Origin of the sequence: Halomonas rhizosphaerae (assembly GCF_030010555.1) — a bacterium.
Taxonomy (GTDB): domain Bacteria; phylum Pseudomonadota; class Gammaproteobacteria; order Pseudomonadales; family Halomonadaceae; genus Halomonas; species Halomonas rhizosphaerae.
The window spans coordinates 28,772-49,226 of the sequence record NZ_JASCQP010000009.1; the positions used below are offsets into that span (position 1 = coordinate 28,772).

Annotated in this window: 23 protein-coding genes; 5 read left to right on the forward strand and 18 right to left on the reverse strand. The window is 68.1% G+C overall.

Annotated features, from left to right (window positions below; all coding sequences use genetic code 11):
* Window positions 1–74 precede the first annotated feature (74 nt).
* The gene (gene trmB / locus QLQ83_RS02930; RefSeq protein ID WP_282734069.1) at window positions 75–815 is read left to right on the forward strand and encodes a tRNA (guanosine(46)-N7)-methyltransferase TrmB; all 741 of its coding nucleotides are present in this window, start codon (window positions 75–77) and stop codon (window positions 813–815) included.
* 254 nt (window positions 816–1,069) lie between these two features.
* Here the strand turns inward: trmB and QLQ83_RS02935 are convergent, their stop codons facing one another.
* The gene (locus tag QLQ83_RS02935; RefSeq protein WP_282734070.1) at window positions 1,070–1,984 is read right to left on the reverse strand and encodes an AEC family transporter; all 915 of its coding nucleotides are present in this window, start codon (window positions 1,982–1,984) and stop codon (window positions 1,070–1,072) included.
* A 111-nt stretch (window positions 1,985–2,095) separates the two neighbouring features.
* Here QLQ83_RS02935 and QLQ83_RS02940 point away from each other — a divergent pair, with 111 nt between their 5' ends.
* Window positions 2,096–2,605: a hypothetical protein gene (locus QLQ83_RS02940; RefSeq protein WP_282734071.1), complete on the forward strand. Its 510-nt coding sequence runs from the start codon at window positions 2,096–2,098 to the stop codon at window positions 2,603–2,605.
* Window positions 2,606–2,607: 2 nt separating this feature from the next.
* Window positions 2,608–3,204, forward strand: coding sequence for an SCO family protein (locus QLQ83_RS02945; RefSeq protein WP_282734072.1), 597 nt, complete (start codon window positions 2,608–2,610; stop codon window positions 3,202–3,204).
* A 24-nt stretch (window positions 3,205–3,228) separates the two neighbouring features.
* On the opposite strand, the gene QLQ83_RS02950 is transcribed toward QLQ83_RS02945, so the two are convergent.
* The 7 genes from QLQ83_RS02950 to QLQ83_RS02980 all read right to left on the reverse strand — a co-directional run bounded on the left by QLQ83_RS02950 (window position 3,229) and on the right by QLQ83_RS02980 (window position 9,334).
* Window positions 3,229–4,278: a prolyl oligopeptidase family serine peptidase gene (locus QLQ83_RS02950; protein ID WP_282734073.1), complete on the reverse strand. Its 1,050-nt coding sequence runs from the start codon at window positions 4,276–4,278 to the stop codon at window positions 3,229–3,231.
* 10 nt (window positions 4,279–4,288) lie between these two features.
* Window positions 4,289–4,978: an FKBP-type peptidyl-prolyl cis-trans isomerase gene (locus QLQ83_RS02955; protein ID WP_282734074.1), complete on the reverse strand. Its 690-nt coding sequence runs from the start codon at window positions 4,976–4,978 to the stop codon at window positions 4,289–4,291.
* 146 nt (window positions 4,979–5,124) lie between these two features.
* Window positions 5,125–5,568: a universal stress protein gene (locus QLQ83_RS02960; protein WP_282734075.1), complete on the reverse strand. Its 444-nt coding sequence runs from the start codon at window positions 5,566–5,568 to the stop codon at window positions 5,125–5,127.
* Between the two features lie 18 nt (window positions 5,569–5,586).
* Complete coding sequence (locus QLQ83_RS02965) at window positions 5,587–6,870, reverse strand: TRAP transporter large permease (RefSeq protein ID WP_282734076.1); 1,284 nt, start codon at window positions 6,868–6,870, stop codon at window positions 5,587–5,589.
* 30 nt (window positions 6,871–6,900) lie between these two features.
* Window positions 6,901–7,479, reverse strand: coding sequence for a TRAP transporter small permease (locus QLQ83_RS02970; protein ID WP_282734077.1), 579 nt, complete (start codon window positions 7,477–7,479; stop codon window positions 6,901–6,903).
* Between the two features lie 211 nt (window positions 7,480–7,690).
* Window positions 7,691–8,713: a TRAP transporter substrate-binding protein gene (locus tag QLQ83_RS02975; RefSeq protein ID WP_282734078.1), complete on the reverse strand. Its 1,023-nt coding sequence runs from the start codon at window positions 8,711–8,713 to the stop codon at window positions 7,691–7,693.
* Window positions 8,714–8,818: 105 nt separating this feature from the next.
* Complete coding sequence (locus QLQ83_RS02980; RefSeq protein ID WP_282734079.1) at window positions 8,819–9,334, reverse strand: TIGR02444 family protein; 516 nt, start codon at window positions 9,332–9,334, stop codon at window positions 8,819–8,821.
* 56 nt (window positions 9,335–9,390) lie between these two features.
* Between QLQ83_RS02980 and QLQ83_RS02985 the strand changes: the two genes are divergently transcribed.
* The gene (locus tag QLQ83_RS02985) at window positions 9,391–11,334 is read left to right on the forward strand and encodes an ATP-binding cassette domain-containing protein (protein WP_282734080.1); all 1,944 of its coding nucleotides are present in this window, start codon (window positions 9,391–9,393) and stop codon (window positions 11,332–11,334) included.
* Here the strand turns inward: QLQ83_RS02985 and dtd are convergent.
* The 4 genes from dtd to thiD form a co-directional block, all read right to left on the reverse strand.
* A complete protein-coding gene (dtd, locus tag QLQ83_RS02990; RefSeq protein WP_282734081.1) occupies window positions 11,331–11,768 on the reverse strand; it encodes a D-aminoacyl-tRNA deacylase in 438 nt (145 codons plus the stop codon). The genes QLQ83_RS02985 and dtd overlap by 4 nt on opposite strands.
* A 56-nt stretch (window positions 11,769–11,824) precedes the next feature.
* A complete protein-coding gene (locus tag QLQ83_RS02995; protein WP_282734082.1) occupies window positions 11,825–12,388 on the reverse strand; it encodes a chalcone isomerase family protein in 564 nt (187 codons plus the stop codon).
* An 80-nt stretch (window positions 12,389–12,468) separates the two neighbouring features.
* Window positions 12,469–13,314 carry a universal stress protein gene (locus tag QLQ83_RS03000; RefSeq protein ID WP_282734083.1) on the reverse strand — a complete coding sequence of 282 codons (846 nt, stop codon included), beginning with the start codon at window positions 13,312–13,314 and terminating at the stop codon, window positions 12,469–12,471.
* A gap of 83 nt (window positions 13,315–13,397) precedes the next feature.
* Window positions 13,398–14,210 (reverse strand): bifunctional hydroxymethylpyrimidine kinase/phosphomethylpyrimidine kinase, encoded by an 813-nt coding sequence (gene thiD / locus QLQ83_RS03005; protein ID WP_282734084.1) that lies wholly within the window; start codon window positions 14,208–14,210, stop codon window positions 13,398–13,400.
* Window positions 14,211–14,273: 63 nt separating this feature from the next.
* Between thiD and QLQ83_RS03010 the strand changes: the two genes are divergently transcribed.
* Window positions 14,274–14,705: a YqaA family protein gene (locus tag QLQ83_RS03010; RefSeq protein ID WP_282734085.1), complete on the forward strand. Its 432-nt coding sequence runs from the start codon at window positions 14,274–14,276 to the stop codon at window positions 14,703–14,705.
* Window positions 14,706–14,794: 89 nt separating this feature from the next.
* Here the strand turns inward: QLQ83_RS03010 and QLQ83_RS03015 are convergent, their stop codons facing one another.
* From QLQ83_RS03015 to QLQ83_RS03040, 6 genes are all read right to left on the reverse strand, one after another.
* On the reverse strand, window positions 14,795–15,901 hold the full coding sequence (locus tag QLQ83_RS03015; protein ID WP_282734086.1) for a TRAP transporter substrate-binding protein: 1,107 nt from the start codon (window positions 15,899–15,901) through the stop codon (window positions 14,795–14,797).
* Window positions 15,902–16,074: 173 nt separating this feature from the next.
* Window positions 16,075–17,478 (reverse strand): TRAP transporter large permease, encoded by a 1,404-nt coding sequence (locus tag QLQ83_RS03020; protein ID WP_282734087.1) that lies wholly within the window; start codon window positions 17,476–17,478, stop codon window positions 16,075–16,077.
* Complete coding sequence (locus QLQ83_RS03025; protein WP_282734088.1) at window positions 17,478–18,041, reverse strand: TRAP transporter small permease subunit; 564 nt, start codon at window positions 18,039–18,041, stop codon at window positions 17,478–17,480. Before QLQ83_RS03025 ends, QLQ83_RS03020 begins: the two co-directional genes overlap by 1 nt.
* A 117-nt stretch (window positions 18,042–18,158) precedes the next feature.
* Window positions 18,159–18,995, reverse strand: a complete 837-nt coding sequence (locus tag QLQ83_RS03030) for an endonuclease/exonuclease/phosphatase family protein (RefSeq protein ID WP_282734089.1) — start codon at window positions 18,993–18,995, stop codon at window positions 18,159–18,161.
* Between the two features lies 1 nt (window position 18,996).
* Window positions 18,997–19,629 carry a thiol:disulfide interchange protein DsbA/DsbL gene (locus tag QLQ83_RS03035; protein ID WP_282734090.1) on the reverse strand — a complete coding sequence of 211 codons (633 nt, stop codon included), beginning with the start codon at window positions 19,627–19,629 and terminating at the stop codon, window positions 18,997–18,999.
* 150 nt (window positions 19,630–19,779) lie between these two features.
* Window positions 19,780–20,400, reverse strand: coding sequence for a c-type cytochrome (locus QLQ83_RS03040; protein WP_282734091.1), 621 nt, complete (start codon window positions 20,398–20,400; stop codon window positions 19,780–19,782).
* Between the last annotated feature and the right edge of the window lie 55 nt (window positions 20,401–20,455).

Here is a 20,455-nt window from a genome sequence, read left to right on the forward strand (position 1 = left end):
CGTCCTGAGCCGCTACAATACGCGCCCCCAGTTGCTTCCAGGCAAGCGTTTCTCCCGACAAGAGCTCCCGCGCCATGACCGACCCGCGACACGACGACAAGATGACCGGCCCCGAGAGGCCGGACGCCCCGCTGCACCGCCGCGGCATCAAGAGCTACGTGCTGCGCGCCGGCCGCATGACCCAGGCCCAGACCCGGGGGCTCGAGGAGGTCTGGCCGCGCCTGGGGCTCTCCCTCGCCGATGGCCGCCAGGACCTCGATGCCCTGTTCGGACGGCAGGCGCCCCGGGTGCTGGAGGTCGGCTTCGGCATGGGGGCCTCCCTGGTCGAGCAGGCCGAGCGCCACCCGGACACCGACTTCATCGGCATCGAGGTGCATGCGCCGGGGGTCGGCAAGCTGCTCGACGAGGCCGACAAGCGTGGCCTGACCAACCTGCGCGTCTACCGCGAGGATGCCCTGGCGGTGCTCGAGCAGTGCCTGCCCGAGGCGAGCCTCGATACCCTGCAGCTGTTCTTCCCCGACCCCTGGCCGAAGAAGAAGCACCACAAGCGCCGCATCGTGCAGCCGGCCTTCGTCGAGCTGGTGCGCACCCGCCTCAAGCTCGGTGGCACCCTGCACATGGCCACCGACTGGCAGGCCTATGCCGAGTGGATGGCCGAGGTGATGGACGCCGCCCCCGGCATTGCCAACACCGCCGGCACCGAGACGGCCCCCTATGTGCCACGCCCCGAGTTTCGCCCGCTGACCAAGTTCGAGGCGCGTGGCGAGAAGCTGGGCCACGGCGTCTGGGACCTGATCTTCAAGCGGGTCGACTGACCTCCGCCCTGCTGTTCTCGTTCGGCGCCCCCGGAATCCGTGTCAGGCGCCGGGCGCCGTCGTCCGGACAAAAGAAAGCCGCCCCGGGAGGGGCGGCAAAGGGACCGTGACTAGCAATGAGAGGGAGAAACCAGGGCAGGAAACTGGCGGGTTCCTGCCCGGTGTGGCGCCTCATCAACGCCACGATTTAAGCGTAACCATTCTCGTTTGCGCTGTCAATACAAATGCGAACGCTTTTCGTTAGCAGCGTTTCTTCAGCCGGCAAAGCGCAGCCAGAGCGGCAGGGTCACCATGGCCAGCAGCGTCTGGCCGGTGATCAGGGCCGCCATCAGCTCGGCGTCCCCGCCCAGCTGGCGGGCCAGGATATAGGCCGAGGTGGCGGTGGGCAGGGCGGCGAAGAGCAGGGCAATGTCGCGGGTCACCGGATCGAGGCCCAGCAGCAGGACCAGGGCGAGCACCAGGGCCGGCATCAGTCCCAGCTTGACCAGGTTGGCGGCCCAGACCCCGCGGTCGAGTCTCAGCAGGGCGGCGGGGCGCAGCGCCACGCCCACCGCCACCAGGCCCAGCGGCAGGGCGGCACGACCCAGCAGCTCCATGCCGGGCTGGCTCCAGCCGGGCAGGCCGATCCCGCTCAGGTTGAGGGCGATGCCGGTCAGGCAGGCCAGGATCAGCGGGTTGCGGGTCAGGGCGGCGAGGCTCCTGCCCAGGCTCGCCGAGCCCAGGGTGCCGGCAGCGATGAAGCTGGCCACGCAGAGCACGTTGACCACCGGCACCATCAGCGCCACCGCGACCGCCGCCACCGTGGCCCCGGCACTGCCGTGCAGGGCGGCGGCCCCGGCCACGCCGACATAGGTGTTGAAGCGCAGCGCGCCCTGGAAGGCCGAGGTGAAGGCGGGGGCATCGAGTCGCAGCCGGTCTCGCAGCCCCCACAGCAGCAGGCCGAACAGGCCCATGGCGCCGAGCAGGGCCACGGCCAGCCGGGCGACCGGCACCTGGCCGACGTCCGCGGTGGCCAGGGTCGAGACCAGCATGGCGGGGAACAGCAGGAAGTAGATCAGCCGTTCCATGCGCGGCCAGAAGTCGCCGCCCGGCTGGCGCCACCAGCCGAGCCCGGCGCCCAGCAGGATCAGCAGGAACAGCGGCCCCAGTGCATTGCCCACGCCTTCCATGACACCTCCCTCCCGATGGTCTCCCCTGCGACATCCTTGCGCACTTCGCCGCAGGCAAATGCTGATAAGCTTACCGTCATCCTGCCACCGATGGAGGCCCTGTTCTCCGCCATGCCACAGCGCATCCTGTCGTCGACCGGCGCGGCTCGGCCCCCGCTGCTGCGCCTGCTGATCATTCTCACCCTGCTGACCCTCGCCGTGGCGCTCTGGTACCTGACCCGCTACAGCCTGCGCGACGAGGCCGGCGTGCACTGGTCTCCGCCGGCGGCGGACCGCTGCAATCTCCATGCGGCCCCCTGCACGGTGAACCTGGGGCAGGGCATCGCACTGCGCCTGGCGGTCGAGTCGGACGGTCCCATCCGGGCCCTGGAGCGCCTGCCGCTGGAGGTGCGACTGACCGGCATGCCGGCCGAGTCCGCCCGCGTCGACTTCGTCGGCCGCGACATGGACATGGGGCTGCACCGCTTCCCCCTCGAGGCCATGGGGGGCGGCGTCTTCCGCGGGGAGGGGCAGGTGGCGATCTGTACCGAGGCGGTCATGCCCTGGCGCGCGAAGGTGGTAGTGGACACGCCGCAGGGGCGTCTGGGAAGCTGGTTCGACTTCGAAGTGACGAGGCGGTGATCATGAAGCGGCGAGGCATCTGGCTGGGGCTGGGCGCGATACTGGTGGTGGTCGCGGTTGGCCTCGTTCTCTACCAGCAGCAGCTGAGGGGCCCGGCGAACGGCGAACCCCAGGGGGGGCCGATCGAGCTGCCGTCGACCGAGGGCGAGTTCTCGCTCAGCCAGCTCGATGATGACCAGCTGGCGGTGGTCTTCTTCGGCTACACCTGGTGCCCGGATGTCTGCCCGATGAGCCTCGCCGTGGTGCGTCAGGTGATGGGGCGTCTCGACCCCGAACAGCGGCGCCGGGTGGTCCCGCTGATGGTCTCGGTGGACCCCGAGCGGGACACCCTGGCTCGGCTCGAGGAGTACCTGGCCTTCTTCGGGGAGGAGTTCATCGGCGCCACCGGCAGCCAGGAAGCGCTCGAGGAACTGGCCGAGCGCTACGGCGTGATCTGGCGCAAGGTGGAGACTCCGGACTCGGCCATGGACTACACCATCGACCACAGCGCCTCGCTGTTCCTGGTGGACCGCGACGGCGAGATTCACCGCCGGGTGCTGCACTCCCCCACCTCCGGCCCGCTGCAGGCCGCCCTGGAGAAGGCGCTGGCCGAGGGCTGACGTGCCGCCACGGGAATGGCCGTCTCACTTCTCGTCGGGTGACTGCTGCAGTCGCTCGACCATGGCCATCAGCGCGCCCGTCTGGGAACCCTGACGGCTGTCATGCAGGGGGTCGAGCTGCCAGGTGCTCTCGGCAAAGCCCCACCAGTCCCAGCACCCCTGGGGATTGGGCAGGCTGGTTTCCGCCTGGGGGTAGAGCACCACCCGTCGATTGGTGGCGGCCCACTCGTTGAGGCCACTGTAGCGAACGAAGGCCTGGTCGATCTGCTCGACATCCATGGCACAGCCATGCAGCGCCATGGTCAGCTCACAGCCGCCGTCCTCGCAGCCCGCCGGCACGAACAGGTAGCCGGTGTCACCCAGCCCTCGAGCGTCGAAATCCGACTGGTCGAAGCGCACGAGCTCGCCCTTGGGCTTGCCTGGCTCGGGGGGCACCTGGTCGCCGTGCAGCCAGTCCAGCATCTCACCGGCGATGTCCAGGTCGCAGGCCAGCAGGTGGGTTCCGCCCCCGCTTCGGCAGTCCGCCAGCGCGTCCACGGGCGTGCCCGGGCGCGCTGCCAGCGGCCAGCCGTGGCCGGCTTCCTCGCTCTCCATGAACACCAGCTGGTCATCGGGGGAGGCCAGCCAGTCGCGGAACTGCTCGGCCAGGGCGCGACCCAGTGACGGGACCACGGTCTCGTCCTCCGCGCCATGCCAGATGAAGACCCGCAGCTCGGACAGGGCCTCGGGGTCGCCGACCAGCTCGCGCTGGCGGTACTCCCGGTAGCGGGTCTGCAGCTCCGCCGGGTCCGGCATGCCTCGCCGGGTCGTCATGCACTGGCCCAGGGCCAGACCCAGGGAGCCGCGGGCACAGGCCCAGGGGCCGGCGGCGGCGACGCCCAGCCCGGCGAAACGCTCGGGCCACGCCACCGCCAACTGGGTGGCCATATACCCCCCCGAAGAGACACCGAGCACGCTGGCCCCGTCCTGGTCGACGCCGAAGCGCGGCAGCTGTGCCGGCGGTTCCTGGGCGAGCAGCGGGGTGACCAGCCCCAGGCAGAGGCCGGCGGCGGCCAGGCAACGGAGGGCGTTCATCGCGACCGGATCATTCACCGGCCACGTCGAGCAGCTCGACCTTGAAGATCAGCGTCTCGTGGGGGCCGATGGGACCCTGTCCCTGGTCGCCGTAGGCGAGGTCGGAGGGAATCACCACCTCCCAGGTGTCGCCCACGCTCATCAGCTGGAGGGCTTCCTGCCAGCCCTCGATGACCTGGCCGACCTGGAAGCTCACCGGCTCGCCGCGCTCATAGGAGCTGTCGAAGACGGTGCCGTCGATCAGGGTGCCCTCGTAGTGGACCTCGACGGTGTCGTCGGCGGCGGGGGTCGCACCCTCACCGGACTCCAGCTCGCGATACTGCAGGCCAGAGTCGGTGACCGTCACCCCGTCCTGTTCGGCGTTCTCGGCCAGGTAGGCCTCGCCCTCGGCGCGGTTGGCCGCGGACTGCTGTTCGGCCTCGGCCTCGCGGGCGGCCATGGCCTCCTGCTGGAACGTCGTCAGGGCCTCGGCCATCTCCTCGTCGCTCATTTCCAGTTCGCCGCCGTCGAAGACGTCACGGATGGCCTGGGTGAAGGCGTCGATGTCCAGGTCCTCGACGTCCTGCTGGATGCTCTGGCCCAGGGTCACGCCGAGGCTGTAGCCCAGCTTCTCGTCGTCGGTCTCCGGGGTGGCGGCCAGTGCCAGGGGAGTGGCGGCCAGCAGGGCCGCCAGGGAAGCGGAGGTCAGCAGTGTCTTCATGAAGGAACCTTGTACGTTGGCGCGCACGCGCCTCGGGTGGATGTAAGGGAATGCATGGAATGCATGGGACTCTAACAGTGCCGGACCGGTTCCGCACCCGCATGGCATGCGGGGGAAACCGGCCCGGCGAGAGACGTGCGTGAGGGTCAGACGATCAGGGTCGGGCAGTGGGCGGAGCCGGCCACCCGCTGGGCGACGCTGCCCAGCAGCAGGCTCTTGTCGCCGTTGGTGCCCTGGGAGCCGATCACGATCAGGTCGCACTCGCGCTTGCGGGCGAAGCGCACGATGGTGCGCGATGGCCGGCCCCCCTTGACGAAGGCGCGTACCCTCTCGGCCGGCACCCCGAGTTCCACGGCATGGGACTTGGCGTGGACCGCGATCTCGGTGGCGTACTCCTTGAGGGCATCATCCGGGATCTCCAGCTTGTCGGGGCGTACCATGGAGAGCGAGGCCTCGAGCAGGCTGTGGTGCTTGAAGACGCACAGGATGTAGAGCTCCGCCCCGGTCAGCAACTGCAGGCCGGCGCCTTTCTCCAGCGCCTTTAGGGCGCCCTTGGAGCCATCCACCGGGACCAGTATCCGATTGAACATGGTCGTTACTCCTTGGGGTCAGGCGAACGCCAGGTCACGCAGGAACAGGGCGATCTGCGGGAACATGATCAGCAGGGCCGCGGCCAGGATCAGGATGAACACGAAGGGCGGGGTGCCCTTGATCACGTCCAGGTAGGGGCGCTTGAAGATGGCGATGGCGGTGAAGATGTCGCACCCGAAGGGCGGCGTCGCCGAGCCGATGGCCACCTGCAGGGTGATCAGGATGCCCACCAGCACCGGGTCGAGCCCGGTGGCCGCCACGGCCGGGGCGAAGATCGGCGTCAGCACCAGGATCACCACGATGGGGTCGACGAACATGCAGGCCACGAAGAAGGCGACGCAGATGGCGATCAGCACGCCCGTGGGGCCGGCCTCGTTGATGCCCGCTGCCGCCAGGATCTCCTGGGGGATCTGGGCGAAGGAGATGATCCAGGAGAAGCCATTGCCCACCGCTACCAGGATGAACACCACGGCGGTGATCAGGCCGGTGGACTTGGCGATGGCATAGATGTCATTGACCTTCAGCGACCGGAAGATCAGGAACTCCAGGAAGATGGCGTAGAGCACACAGGCCGCGGCCGCCTCGGTGGGGCTGAAGATGCCGCCGTAGATGCCGCCGACGATGATCACCGGGAAGCCCAGCGGCCACAGGGCCAGGCGAACCGCGGTGAAACGCTCTCCCCAGTTCGACTTGGGCTCGGTGGGCACCTTGCGCACGATGGCGTAGATCACGCAGTAGATCGAGAACATCAGCAGGATCATCAGCCCGGGCCCGATGCCGGCGATGAACAGTTCGGCGATGGAGGTCCCCGAGATGACCCCGTAGATGATCATGCCGATGCTGGGCGGGATCAGGAAGGCGATATCGCTGGCGTTGATGATCAGCGCCAGCGTGAAGGAGTCCGAGTAGCCGGCCTTGAGCAGCTTGGGTCGCAGCGGTGAACCCACGGCTACTACCGTGGCCTGGGTGGAGCCCGACACCGCGCCGAACAGGGTGCAGGAGGCCGCCGTGGAGACCGCCAGGCCGCCCTTCACGTGGCCGATGAAGGACATCACCATGTTGATCAGCCGCTCGGCCGACTGGCCTCGCGTCATGATGTCCGCGGCGAGGATGAACATCGGTACCGCGATCAACGAGGCGGGGCGGATGCCGGCCATCATCTGCTGGATGAGCGTGTCCATCTGGCCCAGGCCGTTGAACATCATGTAGAAACCGATGACCGCCGCGGTGATCAGCGGGATCATCATGGGAAAGCCCAGCAGCAGCAGGGCGATCATGGTGGTAACCATTATTGTCGTCATCGTGCGTTCCCCCGGGCGTTCTGCCCTGCGTCAGACTTCCGTTTCCGTGTCCTTGTAGCCGTCGAGCACGCCGGTCGACAGGTAGACGTCCCGTGACGTCAGGTTCTTGATCGCGGTGAGCAGGTACTGGATCCCGGTGATCAGGAAGCCCAGGGGTACCCAGACGTAGATGATCCAGATCGGGAAGCCCAGCGCCGGCAGGATCCTGCCCTTGGAGTGCAGGTCCAGAACATAGACGATCGAGTAGTAGAGCAGGAAGAACATCACCAGCGAGGTGACCAGAGAGATGAAGATCATCAACGCCCGGCGGCCACCCACCGGCAGGGCGTCATAGATCGCCGACATGCGAATATGGCGGCCGTGACGGGCCGCGTAGCCGACCCCGGCGAAGGTGATCATGATGATCAGGATGCGGTTGATCTCGCCGGAAAAGAAGATGCTGTTGCCGAACACGAAGCGGGCGATGACGTTGGCGATGGTGTTGAAGGCCATCAGCAGCACGCCGAGCGCCAGGATCACCGCCTCGAGCTTGCTGATGAAGGTATCGATGGTACCCAGAATGCCCGGTAGACCCGAGCGATAGTGCTTTTCGGACTCTTCGTCGGTCATGTCCGTACTCCCCTATCGGCTGCGATGCGGGAAAATCAGGATTCCCTTATGGCCAGCATACGCGTGGCGACGGGGACCGGTGGCCGCCGACATCAACGCTGGGTGCACGCTGCCATGTATGGAAACCTGATGCCCGGAAACCTCATGCCCAGAAACAACAGGGGGGTGGCCCGGGCAGGCCACCCCCCTTCAAGGTCGAAGCCGGCGGGGATTACTCCGCGTCTTCGGTCACGGCATCGAGGTCGGCCTTGAACTGCTCGAGCAGCTCCTTGCCGCGCTCGCCGGTCATCTCGATGAACTCTTCCTCGACTTGGGGCGCGCGCTCCTTGAAGACCTGGATCTGCTCATCGTCAAGGCGAGTCACGGTGACCTCGTCGGAGGCCTCCTGGATCTTGGCCAGCGACTCCTCGGCCAGGCCCTGGATGTGATCGATGGTGTGATCGTAGGCCGCCTCGGAGGCCTCACGCACCAATTCCTTGTCCTCGTCGGAGAGGCCCTCGAAGAAGTCCTGGTTGGCCATCATCGCGGTGGTGAACCAGCCATGGCTGGTGAAGGTCAGGTGCGGGGAGACCTCGTAGAGGCCGCCGGACTCGATCCAGAAGATCGGGTTCTCCTGGCCGTCGATGATGCCGGTCTGCAGGCCGCCATAGACCTCGCCCCAGGGCAGGGGGGTGGGCGTCGCGCCGAAGGCGTTGTAGGTCTCCGCCAGCAGCGGGTTGGTCATGGTGCGGATCTTCTTGTTCTCGAAGTCCTCCGGCGAGGTGATCGGCTCGTCGGCAGTGACCACCATCTCGCCTTCCGGATACATCTGGAGCAGCTCCAGGCCCTGCTCGGCATAGAGCTCCGGGAACATCTCGTTGATGGCCTTGCTCTCGTCGAAGAACTCGAGCACCTGCTCCATGTCGGTGGGCATCAGATAGGGGATGAAGAAGATCTGTGCCTCGGGAATCAGCGAGCCGGTAAAGCCGGGCGACTGGTTGACGAACTGCAGGATGCCGTTCTGGGTCTGCTCCATGATGTCGTCGGACTCGCCGAGCTCACCGAAGCGGTAGACCTGGACGCTGTGGTCGGAGTTTTCCTCCACGTAGCGCTTGAATTCCTGGGCGAAGACGTCCTGGACGTCGCCCTCGTACTCCTCGTGGGCATAGCGCCAGTTGTCGGCGAAAGCAGCGGTGGACATGCCGAACATCAGTGCGCCGATACCGGCGCCAGTCAACAGCTTGTGTGACTTCATTCTTGTGGTCCCTCTGCAGGTTTGTCCCGTGATGGAGGATGCGGCCATCGACAGGTGACAGGTGAACATGACATTCACTCGGCTAATTTCAGGCTAGCGTGGCCGTCATGAGGGGTCAAGCTGGCTTTCCAGGGTTTTCAGGGCGCTAAGATGAGGTTTTTTCTGCACTTGCAGGCGCATGGCGAGGCGTTCCGCGAGGCAAGTAGAGGAGCTCGGCAGGGCAGATAGCCGCTCGTCCTCGAGCGCCAGCCGCTCCAGGCGCGACAGGGCCTCCCGCTCCGCCTGAAGCTCGGCCTGCTGGAGCGTCCGGCGCAGGGCGGCCACGGACGCGTGCCGACTGGCCTCGGGCTTCAACTCCCGGCGCAGCCGGCGCAGGGGGGCGGTGACCTGGCGCTGCCAGCGGCGGACCGGGTCGAGGCATGCGTCGCACGCCAGCCCGTGATGATGCAGCCAGCAGTGCCAGAGCAGCTCGCAGACATCGATTCCGGCCTCGTCCTGGAGCATCAGGCAGGCCGCCTCGACGCCGTCGCGCCCGTAGAGGGCGAGGGCGAACTCCCACAGGGGAGCGTCACGCAGCCGGGCCCGCAGAGCGGACGGCAATTGGGTAGAATCGTGGGTCATGACACGGCTGTCGTCCCGATGGGCGGCAGCCTCACGGACTGCCGAGTGGAGCCTGCATGATCGCACTGCGCCAAGTTTCCCTGCAACGCGGCACCCAGACCCTGCTCGAGGGGGCCGACCTGACCCTGCACGCCGGCCACAAGGCGGGCATCGTCGGGCCCAACGGGGCGGGAAAGTCGAGCCTGTTCAAGCTGCTGCTCGGCGAACTCTCCCCGGACAAGGGGGAGGTGGAGATGAGCGGCGGCCAGCGCATCGCCCATATGGACCAGGAGGTGGAGGCGCTGGAACGCTCGATCGTCGACTATGTGCTGGACGGCGACCGCGAACTGCGCCAGACCGAACAGGCCCTCGAGGCCGCCCGCAAACAGGGCGACGCCCATCGCGAGGCGGAGCTGCATGGCGCCATCGAGGCGCTGGACGGCTACAGCGCCCCGTCCCGGGCGGCCCAGCTGCTGGTCGGGCTGGGCTTCGTCCAGGCCGACCTGGAGCGGCCGCTGGCCGCGTTCTCAGGTGGCTGGCGGATGCGCGTCAACCTGGCGCGTACCCTGTTCAAGCCCTCCGACCTGCTGCTGCTGGATGAGCCCACCAACCACCTGGACCTGGATGCCCTGCTGTGGCTCGAGCAGTGGCTCACCCGCTATCCCGGCACCCTGCTGCTGATCTCCCACGACCGCGACTTCCTCGATGCGGTGTGCGACCACATCGTGCACTTCGATCGCCGCAGCCTGGTGCTCTATCGCGGCAACTACTCCACCTTCGAGCGCACCCGGGCCGAGAAGCTGGCCCTGCAGCAGGCCGAGGCCGCCAAGCAGCAGGCGCGCCGCGAGGAGATCGAGCGCTTCGTGGCCCGCTTCCGCTACCAGGCCAACAAGGCCCGCGCCGCCCAGAGCCGACTCAAGACCCTCGAGCGCATGGGGGATATCGCCGTGGCCCACGCCGACTCGCCCTTCCACTTCACCATTCCCGCCGCCGACAAGGTCTCCCACCCGCTGCTGGTGCTCGACGAGGCGCGCCTGGGCTACCGCGACGTAGCCGGCCAGGAGGCGGTGCAGCTCGATGGCGTCAAGCTGACCCTGCTGCCCGGCCAGCGCATCGGCCTGCTGGGCCCCAACGGGGCCGGCAAGTCGACGCTGATCAAGTCGCTGACCGGCGACCTGCCACTGCTGTCCGGCAGGCGGGTGGCCGGCGAGCACCTGGCGATCGGCTACTTCGCCCAGCACCAGCTGGAGGGGCTGGACCTGGCCGCCACCCCCTTCATGCACGTGCAGCGCCTCTCGCCCACGGCCGCCGACCTGGACATCCGCAAGTTCCTGGGCGGCTTCGGTTTCCACGGTGACGATGTCTTCGCCGAGGTGGGGCGCTTCTCCGGCGGCGAGAAGGCGCGTCTCGCCCTGGCGCTGGTCGCCTGGCAGAAGCCCAACCTGCTGCTGCTGGACGAGCCCACCAACCACCTGGACCTGGAGATGCGCGAGGCGCTCACCGAGGCGCTGGCGAGCTTCGAGGGTACGGTGATCATCGTCTCCCACGACCGCCACCTGCTGCGCGCCACCGTGGACGAGTTCTGGCGGGTGGCCGACCATCGCGTCGAGCCTTTCGATGGCGACCTGGAGGACTATCGGGCCTGGCTCAAGGCGCGGCTGGAGGGCGAGCGCCGCGAGGCCCGGGCCGACAAGGCCGACCGCCAGGCCGAGGCTGACGTGCCCAGGGAGGATCGCAAGACGGCCCGTCGCGCCGCCGCCGAGCTGCGCGAGAAGCTGCGGCCCCTGAAGAAGCAGCGGGACCGCGCCGAGCAGGCCATGGAGAAGGTCCAGGCGGAACTCGCCACCGTGGAGGAGGCGCTGGGCGACGCTGCGCTCTATACCGACCCCGCGCGCAAGGAGGAGCTCACCGAACGCCTCGGTCGTCAGGGCGAGCTCAAGTCGCGTCTGGAAGCCCTGGAACAGGCCTGGCTGGAGGCCGAGGAAGCGCTGGAGGCCATGGAGGCCGAGCTCAGCGGCTAGCTCTCCAGCAGGAAGGTCACCGGCCCGTCGTTGACCAGCGAGACCTGCATGTCGGCGGCGAACTCGCCGCTGGCGACCCTCGGCCAGGCGTCATGGGCGCGCCCGAGCAGGTAGTGGAAGAGGCGGTCGCCCTCGGCGGGTGGCGCGGCGCTGGAGAAGCTGGGCCTCAGCCCCTTGCGGGTGTCGGCGGCCAGGGTGAACTGGGAGACCAGCAGCAGGCCGCCCTCGGCCTGCTGCAGGTTGCGGTTCATCCTGCCCGCCGTGTCGGGAAAGACCCGATAGTGCAGCAGCTTGTGCAGCAGCCGGTCGGCCGTCGCCTCGTCGTCACCCTTCTCGACGCCCACCAGGGCCAGCAGGCCCGTGCCGATGGCGCCCACCTCGCGATCGTCCACCTCGACGCTTGCACGTTTCACGCGCTGGATCAGGGCCTTCATCGGGCGGAGTCTCCTTGGCTGCCGTTTCGGACCGCCAAGCCTAGCATGTCGCCGCCTCAGCGCCCCAGCAGGTCGTCGCGAAACGCCTCGCCCAGCGGGTCCTCGCCCAGCCAGATGCCGAACAGGGCGTTGGCGAGCGCCGGGTCGTTGCCCTCGAAGAGGGTCTCGCCGTTCAGGGCCAGGGTCAGCCGGTCACCGTCCCAGCCCAGCGCGTAGCGGTCGCCGGGCGCGACGTCGCGATAGCGCTCGTTGAAGGCCTCGAGCGGCGATGCCAGCTCGGCATAGGTGGCGTCGTCGAGGGCCTCGCGCACGCTCTTCCGGGTCGCCTCGGCGAACTCCTCGGCCTCGATGGCGTGGAAGTACTCGAGCTCGAGGCGGCGGGGCACATCGGACTGGGGGGCCGGGCGCGGAAAACCCTGGGCCTGGTAGTAGGCGCCGGCATAGGCGTCCCAGATCATGTAACGGAAGAGGCCGTGGCCGATCCGCTCGTAGCGGCGATCCTCGGTCTCGAGGGCGGCCGGGAAGCGAGCGCCCTTTATCTCCACCGTCTCGGCCGTCGCCGTGGTGGCGAGGGTCAGGGTCGCCAGCAGAAGGGCGCTTCGGGTGCAGGGCAGGGACATGGTAAACCTCTCGCGACAGGGAATGGTCCTGTACGGACAATATCCCTTCGTAAAGGTTCTGTATAGCTATAGGGCACTCCCTACCAGGCGCGGCACAGCATGATGTCGCAGTGGGGCTCGGAGAGCAGGCGTTCGGTGATCTGGCTGTGGCGACCCAGCTGACCGCGGCTGCCCAGCGCGAGCAGGTCCGGTGGCTGGCGGCGCAGGCGGGTCAACAGGACCTCGAGAGGCTCGCCCTGCTCCAGCACCAGCTCGAGCTCCGGGACGTCGTCGAGCTCGCTCATCAGCTGCTCGGTCTCGCGTTCGAGCTGGGTGCGCAGGCGTTCCACCTCACGGTCGCGCCAGCGGGCATAGTCGCTGTCGGAGCCCAGTTCCCGCTCGCCCGGGATGTCCCAGGCATGGAGCAGGGTCAGCCGGGCGCCGGGGAAGCGCTTGAGGGTCTCGCGCAGGGTGTGCCGCGAGGTCAGCGAGAAGTCCACCGGCACCAGGATGTCCTGCCACTCCTGGGTGGCCAGGTGGCTGACCGAGAGCACCGGGCAGGGCGCACTGCGCAGCACCCGGGCCAGGGTAGTGCCGGCGACCAGGTCGGGCTGGCCGCGCTTGCGATGGGCACCGAGGATGATCATGTCCGCCTCGCGCTCATGGGCCTCGCGGATGATCTCGGCATAGGGCGCACCGGCCATGGTCTGGATCAGGCACTGGGGCTCGGGCAGCGCATAGTCCTCGCGGATGTCGACCAGGGTGGCGCGGATGTCCTCCACCACGGCCGCCTCCAGGTCATGCAGGACCCGTCGCGGCAGGTAGGGGTCGAGCACATGGATGACATCGAGGCGGGCGCCGCTCTCCACCGCCAGGCGTATGGCGCGGGCGAAGGCGGCCCGGTTCTCGGCGGAGAGGTCGCTGGCGAACAGCAGGGTCTGGCTCATGATGGCTCCCTCCCGGGAAGGTTGATCCCCACGGCACAGTTTTCAGCATGGGCGGCAGGGGGGGAGCGCGCAAGCCCGGCGGGCTACCACCAGGCGTGGAAGTGGTGCACCGGACCGTGCCCCTGACCCACGTCAAGCCGGTGGCTCTCCTCGAGTGCCCGCGACAGCCAGGCCTTGGCGGCGGCCACCGCGTCGCGGGGGGCGTCGCCAAGCGCCAGGCGGGCGGTGATCGCCGAGGAGAGGGTGCAGCCGGTGCCGTGCAGGTTACCGGTAGTGATGCGTGTCCCTTCCAGCCAGTGCAGGGTGTCACCCTCGATCAGCAGGTCGGGGCAGCGCTCGCCACGCAGGTGGCCGCCCTTGAGCAGCACGGCACCGGCCCCCAGGGCGCGCAGGCCGGGGGCCAGCGCCTCCATGCCGGCGCGATCCTGCGGTACCGGGCAGTCCAGCAGCACCGCGGCCTCCGGCAGGTTGGGGGTGACCAGGTCGGCCAGGGGCACCAGGCACTCGCGGACCGCCGCGATGCCGGCATCGTCGACCAGGATGTCGCCGCTCTTGGCCACCATCACCGGGTCGAGCACGATCCAGCCCGGCCGCCGGGAGGCCAGGCCCTCGCGGATCACCTCGGCCACCTCGTGGCTGGCCACCATCCCGATCTTCACGGCGTCGATGGCGATGTCATCGAGCAGCGTCTCGAGCTGGGCGGCGATGAAGCCGGCGGGCACCGGGTGAACCCCGGTGACGCCGCGGGTGTTCTGGGCGGTCAGGGCGGTGATCACGCTGGTAGCATAGGTGCCCAGGGCCGAGAGGGTCTTGAGGTCGGCCTGGATGCCGGCACCGCCACTGGGGTCGGAGCCGGCGATGGTCAGGGTGTTGGGTATGGAGCGGGAGGCGGCCATCGGCGTCACGTCATTGCGATCGAAGGGGGCCAATAGCCTACTGCAGGGAGAGGGGGCGGTGCCATGCTGACCCTGTTCCTGGTGGCGCTGGCCAGCGCCACCCTGCTGCCCGGTGGCTCCGAGGTGTGGCTGGCGCGGCTATGGTGCACCGGCGAGCCGGCCCTGCTGCTGTGGGCGGTGGCCACCCTCGGCAACAGCCTGGGCAGCCTGGTCAACGTGGCACTGGGGCGCTACGCGCGGCACTTCCAGGGGCGCCGCTGGTTCCCGGTGTCCCGGCAGGGGCTGGAACGGGCCGAACGCTGGTACCTGCGTTTCGGGGAGTGGAGCCTGCTGGCCTCCTGGGCGCCGGTGGTCGGCGACCCGCTCACCGTGCTGGCCGGCGTCCTGCGCCTGCCGTGGTGGCGCGCCATCCTGCTGATCACCCTGGCCAAGGCGGCGCGCTATGCCCTGGTGCTGTGGTTTGCACAGGCCTGGCTGGCGCCGCTCTGCCGCTGATCGCCGGGCTCTGGATCACCGCCGCAACGCAAGGGGGCCGCCCGAAGGCGGCCCATTGTGTCGGCGATTGTGTCGGCGAGGCAGCGACCTCAGTTGCCGGTGCTCTCGTCCGGGTTGCGGGCGTTGTAGTAGGCCTGCTCGGAGATGGTGTGGTAGTCGACCACCTTCTCCTGGAAGGCCCGGTAGGAGTCGTGGATCTTCCGGGCCATCTCGCTGTCCTCGGCGAGTTCGGCGACCACGTCGGCGGAGTGCTCCTTGGCCTGGGCGAGGACGTCGTCCGGCAGGCGGCGCAGCTCCACCCCGTGCTCGTTGACCAGAGTCTCCAGGGCGTCGTTGTTGCGGGCGGTGTACTCGTCCAGGACATCGGCATTGATGTCGCGCACCGCGGTGCGCAGGATCGCCTGCAGGTCGGCGGGCAGCGAGGCATAGGCCTCCTCGTTGATGATCGCCTCGAACATCACGGTCGGCTCATGCCAGCCCGGGTAGTAGTAGTAGTCGGCGGCCTGGTGCAGGCCGAAGGCCAGGTCGTTGTAGGGACCGATCCACTCGGTGGCATCGATGGCGCCGGACTGCAGCGAGGTGAAGATCTCGCCGCCGGGCATGTTGACGATGGCCACGCCCATGCGCTCCATCACCTCGCCGCCCAGGCCCGGCATGCGCATCTTCAGGCCGTCGAGGTCGTCGACGGAGTTGATCTCCTTGTTGTACCAGCCGCCCATCTGCACGCCTGAGGCGCCGGCGACCAGCACATCGACGCCGAAGTCGTCGTAGAGCTCGTTCCACAGCTCGAGGCCGCCTCCATAGTGCAGCCAGGCGTTCATCTCCTGGGCATTCATGCCGAAGGGCACGGCGGCGAAGAACTGGGCGGCCGGCGCCTTGCCCTTCCAGTAGTAGGAGGCGGAATGGCCGAGCTCCGCGGTGCCCTCGGCAACGGCGTCGAACACCTCGAAGCCCGGCACCAGCTGGCCGGCCCCGAAGACCTCGATGGTCAGGCGGCCGTCGGACATCTCCTCGACGAGCTCGGAGAGGCGCTCGGGGCCCTGGCCGACGCCCGGGAAGTTCTTCGGCCAGGAGGTGACCATCTTCCACTCGAAGGTTTCCTGGGCCTGCGCGGTGTTGTCGACGCTGGAGACCAGCATCAGGCCGGAGACGGCACCGCTCATGGCGACGGCGACGGCGAGTGATCTGAGTTTCATGTGCTTTCCCTCTGGGTATTGTGGGTGTTGTCGTGGAAAGCCCTCGCGAGGGCTGGCGTGTGTCCGGCGGCCACGGGGGCCACCGGCTGGCACCGAGGGGGGTGCCGGAAAACGGACTGTCCTGGCGTCACCGGCCCGTGCGGGCAGGGCCCCTTGCTTGTCCTGTCGACCGGTCAGAACTGCTCCGGCAGCCAGGTGGCCAGTTCCGGGAACCAGGCCAGGGCCAACAGCATGCAGAGCTGAAGCACGATGAACGGGATCACCCCCTTGTAGATCGCCGAGGTGGGCACCGAGTCCGGCGCCACGCCGCGCAGGTAGAAGAGCGCGAAGCCGAAGGGCGGCGTCAGGAAGGAGGTCTGCAGGTTGATGGCGATCATGATGCCCAGCCAGATGGGGTCGAGCCCCATGGCCAGCAGGATCGGCCCGACGATGGGCACCACCACGAAGGTGATCTCGATGAAGTCGAGGATGAAGCCGAGCAGGAAGATCACCAGCATCACGATGATCGTCGCGCCCAACACGCCGCCGGGCATGTTCTCGAATAGTTCGGTGACCAGCTCCTCGCCGCCATAGGCACGGAATACCAGCGAGAAGAGCGCGGCACCGATCAGGATCATGAACACCATGGTGGTGACGTGGGTCGTCGAGCGCAGCACTTCCTTGAGAGTCTGGATGTCCAGGCGACGATAGGCCAGGGCCAGGATCATTGCACCGAAGGCACCGACGCCCGCTGCCTCGGTGGGGGTAGCGAAGCCGCCCAGGATCGAGCCCAGCACGGCAACGATCAGCAAGATGGGCGGGACCAGCCCCTTGAGCAACAAGAGCCCCAGGCCCCCTTGATGACCCAACTCGTCCATCAGTTCCCTGCGGTCGGCGGGCGGGGCGGATTGCGGCCTGAGCCAGGCGACCACGGAGACATAGGCGATGTAGAGCACCACCAGGATCAGTCCCGGCACCAGGGCGCCCATGAACAGATCGCCCACCGAGACCGTCTTGGGGCTGAAGATGCCCATGGAGAGCTGGGCCTGCTGGTAGGCGGAGGAGAGCACGTCGCCGAGCAGCACCAGGGCGATGGAGGGCGGAATGATCTGGCCCAGGGTGCCGGTGGCGCAGATGGTGCCGGTGGCCAGCGGCATGCTGTAGCCACGCTTGAGCATGGTCGGCAGTGACATCAGGCCCATGGTCACCACGGTGGCGCCGACGATGCCGGTGGAAGCGGCCAGCAGCATGCCCACCAGGGTGACCGAGATGCCCAGCCCCCCGCGCAGCGAACCGAAGAGCAGCGCCATGGCGTCGAGCAGGTTCTCGGCGACCCTGGACTTCTCCAGCAACACCCCCATCAGCACGAACAGCGGCACCGCCAGCAGCGTCTGGTTGGTCATGATGCCGTAGAGGCGGTTGGGGAAAGCGCCCAGGTAGCCGCCGTCGAAGTGGGCATCGACCCCCAGGGCCTCGAGGCCCAGGCCCAGGCCGGCGAAGGCCAGGGCGGTGCCGGCCAGCGACAGGGCAACGGGATAACCGGCCATCAGCACCAGGCAGATGACGAGGAAGAGCACCAGCGGCATGAACTCCAGCATCACAGGCGCTCCTCGACATGGGGGTCGTCGTCATGGGCGGGGGGATCCATGCGCCCGGTGAGGACCAGGTAGTGGCGGCTCGCCTCCACCAGGCCCTGCAGGAGCATCAGGCCGGCGAAGAGCGGGATCAGCGTCTTGAGCAGGAAGACGCCGGGGATGCCGCCGGTATCGGGCGAGCCCTCGAGGATGCGCCACGACTTGCCCACATAGCCCGTGCTCGACAGGATCACGAAGACCATCACCGGCAGCAGCAGGAAGAGGGTGCCGCAGAGGTCGACCAGGGCCTTGCGCTTCGGCGTCATGGCGCGATAGAAGATATCCACACGCACATGGCCGTCATGCTTGAGGGTCCAGGCTGCGGCCAGCATGAACACCACGGCGTGCATGTACATCACCGACTCCTGCATGGGGATGCTGTTGAAGCTGAAGGCGTAGCGCAGCACCACGATCAGGAACTGGATGAGCATCATCGGCAGGACAAGCCAGGAGAGGCTCCTGCCGAGCCATTCCGAGGCACGGTCGAGCCAGGCAATGACACCTGGCAGCTCGCGGGATTGGGCCATGGGTGTGGGTCTCGCTGTTCGGTCTTCGCGTCTGGTGGGGCTTCATGGTCGCACACCGGCGCTCCGGCAGCAGCCTCGCGAGCCAACGTTGACTTTACGGTGCCCGCGCGGCGGCCATCAGCGCCGCCGCCGTCGGGCCTCGCCCCGGGTGGCGGTCAGGCAGGCTTCCAGGCAGGCCTCCGGTAGCCGCACGTCCACGGCGATGGGCAGGTGATCCGAGAAGAGGTGGTCGAGCACCCGCACCTCGTCGGCCTGGAGGGACTCCGACAGCAGGATGTGGTCCAGGGCCCGGCGGGGCTGCCAGGAAGGGTAGCTGAGTGGCGGGCGCACCGGGTGCAGCGGCAGCGAGGCACAGAAGCGCCGATGGCCGTGGAGCTGATCGGGGGTGCAGTTGAGGTCCCCCATCACCACCACATGGCGCAGCGGCTGGATGATCTCGCTGAGGTAGTCGAGCTGGCGCACCCGGCCCCGGTGGCTCAGCGCCAGGTGGGCGACGAACAGGTGCAGGGCATCGGGGCCCTCGCCGTAGCGGGCATGGATGGCGCCGCGGCCGGGCAGGGTGCCGGGCAGGCGGTACTCCTCGATGCGGGTCGGGGCCAGTCGCGACAGCAGCCCGTTGCTGTGCTGGGCGATGCGGCCCAGGTTGCGGTTGAGCTGCTGGAAGTGGTGGGGAAAGCCGGCATGGCTGGCCAGGTATTCCACCTGGTTGACCTGGCTCGAGCGGAAGCTCCCGCCGTCGGCCTCCTGGAGGCCGACGATGTCGAAGCGGCCGAGCACCTCGCCGATCATGTCCAGACGCCGCAGCCGGTTGGGGTGCGGCAGCAGGTGCTGCCAGCTGCGGGTCAGATAATGGTGGTAGGCCGAGGTCTGGATGCCCACCTGCAGGTTGAAGGTGAGCAGCTTGAGGTGGCCGCCCTCGAGCAGCGGCGTCCTTGCCTCGGCCAGATGGGACATCTCAGTCTGCACGCTCCTCGCGGACCTGTTCGACCAGGGCGCCGGCGACCTGCGGCATGTTGTCGAGGCTACCGGCCGAGCTCGGCGAGACCAGGTAGCGGCCGTCGACGATCAGCGCCGGCACGCCCATCAGCTGCATCTGGCGCATGCGGGCATGCGCCTGGTTCACCTTGCCCTTGACGCCGAAGGAACCCAGCGCCTCCTTGGCTTCCTCCTCGCTGACGCCATAGTCGCTGAAGAACTCGGCGATGGCATCGGGATCGGTCAGGCTGCGCCCCTCCTCGTGGATGGCATGGAAGAAGTCGTCATGGAGGTCGTCTAGGATCTCCAGCTCCTGAGCCGCATAGAAGGCGAAGGCATGGGTGTTCCAGTCGCCGCCCATGGTGGCCGGCATGCGGTGGAAGGCGACATCCTCGGGCTGCTCGGCCACCCAGGCATTGAGCGGGTCCTCCAGGTTGTAGCAGTGGGGACAGCCGTACCAGAAGGCCTCGGTCACCTCGATGCGCTCGTCCTCGACCTGGGTCTCCACCGGGTTGTCGAGCACCTCGTAGTGCTCACCCTCGACGAGGGACTGGGCGGTGGCCAGGCCCGGCAGGGCGAGGCCGGCGAAGACGAGCATCAGGGGCTTGAGCATGGGGTTCTCCTTGAATGAATCGTGATCCAGGTGCCGAGGTGTGGCACATCGCTGGGTTTGAGTCCCCCGCGAGGGTGGGGTTCCCCCTAGACACCGAGAGCGGCCTTTGGCCGCCCTCGGGGTGTCAGCACACCGTGCGACGGGCCCGCCTCAGTGCAGGCCGAGCACATAGTTGGCCACGGCTTCCATGTCGCTGTCGCTCAGCTTGGAGGCGATGTCGCCCATCATGTTGGCCGGGTCGTTGTTGCGGGCACCGGAGGCGAAGTCCTGCAGGGTGCTCAGGGTATAGTCGGGATGCTGGCCGGAGAGCGCCGGGTAGACGGCACTGCCGATGCCCTCGCCGGTGGGCGTGTGGCAGGCGGCGCAGGCGGGGACGCCCTTGGACATGTCGCCGGCACGGTACAGCTCACGGCCGCGCTCGACCAGCGCCTCGTCGGCATCGGCCTGTCCCAGGGCCGGGTCCAGGTCGGCGAAGTAGACCGCCACGTCCCAGGCATCCTGGTCGGAGTAGTTGTCCACCTGGCCGGCCATCTGGGCGACCTCGCGGTCGCCATCGCGGATGTCCATGATCTGCTTCGCCAGGTAGGAGGCCTGCTGGCCGGCCAGGTTGGGGAAGGCGCCGGACGGGCTGATGCCCTCCTGGCCATGGCAGGCGGCACAGGCCTGCGCCTTCTCCTTGCCCGCCGCCGCATCGGCATCCGCTTGAAGGTCTGCATGGGCCACGCCGACGGCGCCCACGGTGATTGCCAGGCTTGCCAGTAGCTTTCTCATCGCTGTTCCACTATCCCGTTACGTTGTTGGCCGGTACGTACCCCGGGTGCCGCCC